This is a genomic window from Endozoicomonas sp. (assembly GCF_051008435.1).
Classification (GTDB): Bacteria; Pseudomonadota; Gammaproteobacteria; order Pseudomonadales; family Endozoicomonadaceae; genus Endozoicomonas_A.
Genome location: NZ_JBPCXO010000517.1, coordinates 1 through 5,126 on the forward strand (window position 1 = coordinate 1; position 5,126 = coordinate 5,126).

At 47.2% G+C, this 5,126-nt stretch carries 6 protein-coding genes; 5 read left to right on the forward strand and 1 reads right to left on the reverse strand.

All coding sequences use genetic code 11. The features are described 5' to 3' along the window. Positions 1-31: 31 nt before the first annotated feature. The gene (locus ACR2PX_RS25925) at positions 32-496 is read left to right on the forward strand and encodes a papain-like cysteine protease family protein (protein ID WP_434002252.1); all 465 of its coding nucleotides are present in this window, start codon (positions 32-34) and stop codon (positions 494-496) included. A gap of 82 nt (positions 497-578) precedes the next feature. On the opposite strand, the gene ACR2PX_RS25930 is transcribed toward ACR2PX_RS25925, so the two are convergent. Further along, the gene (locus ACR2PX_RS25930; RefSeq protein ID WP_434002253.1) at positions 579-827 is read right to left on the reverse strand and encodes a hypothetical protein; all 249 of its coding nucleotides are present in this window, start codon (positions 825-827) and stop codon (positions 579-581) included. Positions 828-1,147: 320 nt separating this feature from the next. Between ACR2PX_RS25930 and ACR2PX_RS25935 the strand changes: the two genes are divergently transcribed. The 4 genes from ACR2PX_RS25935 (at position 1,148) to ACR2PX_RS25950 (ending at position 5,047) form a co-directional block, all read left to right on the forward strand. Next, entirely contained in the window at positions 1,148-1,786 is a 639-nt protein-coding gene (locus ACR2PX_RS25935; RefSeq protein ID WP_434002254.1) for a DUF4937 domain-containing protein, read from the forward strand. Between the two features lie 240 nt (positions 1,787-2,026). Continuing rightward, positions 2,027-2,305 carry a hypothetical protein gene (locus ACR2PX_RS25940; RefSeq protein ID WP_434002255.1) on the forward strand — a complete coding sequence of 93 codons (279 nt, stop codon included), beginning with the start codon at positions 2,027-2,029 and terminating at the stop codon, positions 2,303-2,305. A 163-nt stretch (positions 2,306-2,468) separates the two neighbouring features. After that, positions 2,469-3,479 (forward strand): tryptophan--tRNA ligase, encoded by a 1,011-nt coding sequence (locus ACR2PX_RS25945; protein WP_434002256.1) that lies wholly within the window; start codon positions 2,469-2,471, stop codon positions 3,477-3,479. 197 nt (positions 3,480-3,676) lie between these two features. Next, positions 3,677-5,047 (forward strand): hypothetical protein, encoded by a 1,371-nt coding sequence (locus ACR2PX_RS25950; protein ID WP_434002257.1) that lies wholly within the window; start codon positions 3,677-3,679, stop codon positions 5,045-5,047. Positions 5,048-5,126 lie beyond the last annotated feature (79 nt).

Here is a 5,126-nt window from a genome sequence, read left to right on the forward strand (position 1 = left end):
CGGATTTGGCCATTTTCTATGATTCTTTTCGTTGAATAGCTCGCTATTCGCCTCAAATAATCATAAAAACTGTCTCAAACCGGACTTTTTCTCGCTACGGTCGGCTAAGTCCGACAGACTCCTAGCGATAGGTACTAAAGGCTATATCCAGCTGGTAGAAAATGAGGGACTCACACTGATCCCTTTACCCAAAAATAAGCAGTGGACTTGCGGCCAGCTGGCAGGGCTTCTGCGAGACTGCGGGCCGGTGTACGTGCGCCGAGGATGGGTTAAAAACGGCAAAGTAAGCGGAGGTCACGCAGTCGTCATGGTTGGAGCTCGCGAAAGCGATAACAGAGTGGTTATTCACGACCCCGGTTCGCGAGGACACGATTGGGAATGCAGTATTGATGAGTTCAATGGCTTCATCAAATGGGATAGCACAAAATCCAAGTACACCATGATGTGCAAGCTTCCCAAGGTCATGACCCGACCCCGAAGTAACGCCATTGTTTAATTGAGATCGACCGTAAATCAGTTACTGCATTACACGGGGCATGTCAAAATGCCCTTGCTAAATGATTGTTAGTTTCTAAGAATCATTGACGATTAAGCATTTGAGACACATTAAGCACTTTGTTCATTTCGTGAATCAGCTCATTGTATGCAGATCTCAGTTTTTCTACTTTTCGGGGGGACTGAGGATCTGGAGCACCGTTACCACCCACAGCTTTCTGGACACTTCTTGTCTTTAGTTTAACGTTCCAGCCACCAAACCACTGGTTAGCCTGAGCTTTAGACTGAAACCCCGTCCCCCTATGATTGCCCGCCCCTTTCAAACAACTCATGCCACCGCCAACCTGTGTGGGGTTTCCAGACAGATAGCAGCCTGAAGGAACCTCTCCAGTAGGCCACAACGTTGCACTCAGTATCACTGAGAGCATATGATAAATCGGTAAGTGAGAGTTCATTCGGTTAGAAATCGCAGAAGAGCTAAAAGCAGAATCAAGTGTTTAACTGGCTCATCTGGAGTCTGTCGTCAGTACTTTCAACAAAACTATTGAACCTCTGGTAAAACAACATGGTCTTTCTTTGGAAAGGCCATGACGCCTCAAATACCTTATCAATTGAGAAATTCAGCAATCTCGTCTTTCAGGTTATTAAAATAATGATTCTTAAAGTTATCAGGTGTACGCCCTTTCCTGATATGAAAGAGGCCTTCTCTTTAAAGCAACAACAATGGTCAGCTATTTCTGAATGCAGTGGGCTTGTGGGTCAGTTCGGTGGTTGGGAGCTTGATGGTCAAGATGCTTTTATTCTTGCTGTCTGGGAGGGGATGTCCAGCGTCAAAGAATTCATGAACAACTCACATGACCCGATTGCGGATCGAATAAATCAGCAAACAACTTACAGCAAGTGTGAAGTAGAGTACTTCACTACAGTCAGCAATATACCGGCTTTTGATCCAGCTTATACCTGCTCAATAACGGATTTCGGCTTCCTTAGAGTGGCGGATTGCTATCTCAGAAGTCATGGAGAGGCGCAGTTTTTAAAAGATCAGGAGAATACTTGGAACCCGGCCATGTCCTACTGTCGAGGAATGTTAGGTGGGTATATAGCTAAAAGCCATGAGGTAGAAAATCGTTATTTGGTGATCTCTTTTTGGGATTCTGAAGTAGCTCATCAGAGATATATGGAAGGGCTTTTTCCAGAAATCAGAAAGAAAATAGAACTGGATTCTTACAGTCAAAGACTGAAAGGTTATCAAGTCTCCATTAATACAGATTGGAACGTTCTACCTGGCTAAAACCAAAATGATGATTTTAGAGTGAGGCCATCGATAGAGTCGATGATCGCATTGAGTTTTTAGGGCAATTAATAACAGCGTGTCAGTGTTGTGTCAGTTGGTTCTACAGGCAGTGTAAGCTGGTTCTAAGTTTTTATATTCGAAGAGTAGAGAGGTGTAAACTCGTTTGAACCCTGTCGTGTAAAGCGAGATTCTAGAGCCGTACCCAAAACGCAGTTTACTTTACAAGGAGTAACCCTCATGAAAAAACTGGCCACTCTAGCAATTTCAGTTCTATTTGCCTCTTCCTCATTTGCAGCAGTTGGTGCCTGGGGCGGTAACGAACTGTCAGTGATTACCGACGCCAATACCAAAGTGGAAGTGACCAGTACCTCAGGAAAAGTACTTGCGACAGGCGTGACCAATGAGTACGGAAGAGTTAAGTTCGACATTCCCAATACTCAGGTAGTCAACATAAAAGCAGGCGATGAGACCAAAACATTCCTGTATAAGACACAATATGATGCATCCACTCGCTAATACCCTGCAGTGCGGGGTTCTCCTGCACTTTCCCTTCTTCTGCCGATTTGTTCACTGACTGCCTGTCTCTAGTTGAGCTACCTGCCTCGCCTCTTCTATAATGCCGCCTTCCAGTTTCCAGTGAAGTGCCCATTGCCACTTCATGAGGCCCATGAGTGACCCCATGACAAAGACTAAAGTATTAACCGGTATTACCACCACAGGCACGCCGCACCTGGGCAACTATGTGGGTGCTATTCAGCCTGCGATTGAAGAAAGCCGTGACGAAAACATTCAGTCCTACCTGTTTCTGGCGGACTACCATGCCCTGATCAAAGGCCGTGACCCTAAGCGTATTCACCAGTCCGGGCTGGAAATTGCCGCTACTTGGCTGGCTCTGGGTCTGGATACCGATCGTGTCACTTTCTATCGTCAGTCAGATATTCCGGAAATCATGGAGCTGAACTGGATTGTGGGCTGCATGACCGCCAAAGGCTTGATGAATCGAGCCCATGCCTATAAAGCTTCAACCCAGGCCAATCAGGAAGCTGGCGAGTCTGATCTGGATAAAGGCGTCCTGATGGGACTGTTCAATTATCCAATCCTGATGGCGGCTGACATCCTGATGTTCAACGCCAATCGCGTTCCAGTAGGTCGTGATCAGGTTCAGCATCTGGAAATGGCTCGTGATATCGCGGGTCGAATGAACCACCACTACAAGACCAAGTTTGTGATGCCAGAAGCCGTAGTGGGTGAAAATACTGCGGTTCTGAATGGTCTGGACGGCCGCAAGATGAGCAAGAGCTACGACAACACTATTCCGTTGTTTGTGCCTGAGAAAAAGTTGCTCAAGCTGATCCGCAAGATCAAAACCAATTCTCTGGAGCCTGGTGAACCTAAAGATCCGGAAACCTGCACTCTGTTCCAGATCTTTTCAGCCTTTGCTAATGAAGAAGAGATTGCAGAGAAGCGCAAGCAATATGAAGCCGGAGCTGGCTGGGGCGATTTGAAAAATGAACTCTTTGAATACATCAACAATGTACTCAGAGAGCCTCGTGAGCGTTATAACGCGCTGATGGCTGACCCGGCTTTCATTGAAGCTGAATTGAGAAAAGGAGCGGAAAAAGCCCGTGCTGAAGCGGCTCCTTTCCTCCAGGACATTCGTAAAAAAGTGGGTATCAGCCCATTTGCCTGATCTTTCTCAGGTAAACAGCCAGCCCTTGAGGCTGGCTGCCTTTCGCAAAAATTAAACATCTGTTTGCCTCTGGAACGTCCTTCCAAAAAACGCTACTATCCCTGACAACAAAAAAAACGACGCTCTTGAAATAACGATTCTTATAAAGAGAGGGTGGAAACCCACAAGCCAGGAAGAAGTCGCCAGAGGAGTTTGGCGTGTTTGCACGGAACAGCATCCACATACCATTGAAAAATCGTGAGGGAGACCAGTTTGTTCTCACTGACGAGCATGCTCATTTCAACCACGAAAGACTGGAGTTTTTAACCGGGCAAGAGGCCTGGGATTTTATCTTTGCCCTGACCAGCAGTCAGGCACTCCAGCAGCGGTTGAAAGGTCATCCATCCCTGAAATCCTATCACCAGACACCTGGCGGAATTCTGCTGGGTAAAGCACTGGAAAAAGGCGATCTCAAGGTTTTTGTCACCCACCGTGACCAGAGCCGAAACCGCGAGAAAATTCAAAAGCTCTACGATCAGATCAAGCTGAAACTGAACCAGATCAAGCTGAAACTGAACCAGATCATAGCCAGCGAGAAAGCAGAAGCTGCGCTGATCAACAAGCAATACCAGGCAATGAGCCCGGCCGAGCAGAAAATGGCCCATGCGGGAAGCTTTGGTAAAGGGCTTGCAGATGCGGGCATCTCTTTTTTGATCTGGGTTAAGGACGTTGTCGAAGTGGCTTCAGGTGGTCTGAAACTTATCAGACAAGTAAAGGCCCACTGGAATACCCCCTATGAAGGCTCGGTCTTTGAATGGCTTGAAAAAGCAGATCAAACCTACCGCGAAGGAGAGTACAAGGAGCTGGTGGAAGCCCTGGGCTTTGACCCGCTCAAGGTCAATGTAGAAGACTTCAAACAGGCCTGGGAACTAGCCCTGATTATCTGGGACGACGAAAAATGTCAGTCCCTTCTGGTGCAGTTCACCAAAGACTACTACAAAGCCCAGCACCCATTGGAAGCCAGTGAATTTGTTGGTAGTGCAGCCTTTGAAGTATTGCTCACCATTCTGCTGATTCTGACAACGGCGGGAGCAGGTGCTGTCGCCAATGTGGCCAGCAAAGGCAGGCTGCTCAGACAAATGAATCAGCTGGGTGATCTCTTTAGGGATCTGGCTCGACTCAAGAAGCAGGTTTATAAACATACCCCTGAGAAGCAAACCCGCAGTCGTTCATCGGGGAATATGGTTGAGGATCTGCCTGAGGATGATCGTCCGGCTCCTAAGGCTTCTGAGCCTCCGAAGGGTGATCGTAGTCAATCATCAAGTGAACCTAATAAAGGCAAATTATCGATAGCCAAAAAGAGTGACTCCTCAAAACAAAAGCAGGCTCTATCGTCTGAAAAGAAAGTAGTTGAGTTAGATGCAGGTAAGTCTTCGGGTAAGAGAGGGGTAAAGGGTACTTGGGATGAGCAGCTTGAAGACCCACAGCCAGATACCATATACAAAGTTACTTCGTATCATGATGGGGTCCCTGCAACATATACTTATCGGTTGAGCGTAAAACCCCGTACTTTGAGTGCGGGGATGTAAGCTCGTCGGCGATAGCCGACTAATGCGGTGTTCTCTGCTGCTGAACGTACTGTTTGATGACTTCTATAGGAGCGCCACC

What these genes read in the sequence shown, in the direction of transcription:
- ACR2PX_RS25945 (WP_434002256.1), top strand. Translation starts at nt 2,469, where the DNA reads ATGACAAAGACTAAAGTATTAACCGGTATTACCACCACAGGCACGCCG.
- ACR2PX_RS25940 (WP_434002255.1), top strand. Translation starts at nt 2,027, where the DNA reads ATGAAAAAACTGGCCACTCTAGCAATTTCAGTTCTATTTGCCTCTTCC.
- ACR2PX_RS25930 (WP_434002253.1), bottom strand. Translation starts at nt 827, where the DNA reads ATGAGTTGTTTGAAAGGGGCGGGCAATCATAGGGGGACGGGGTTTCAG.
- ACR2PX_RS25935 (WP_434002254.1), top strand. Translation starts at nt 1,148, where the DNA reads ATGATTCTTAAAGTTATCAGGTGTACGCCCTTTCCTGATATGAAAGAG.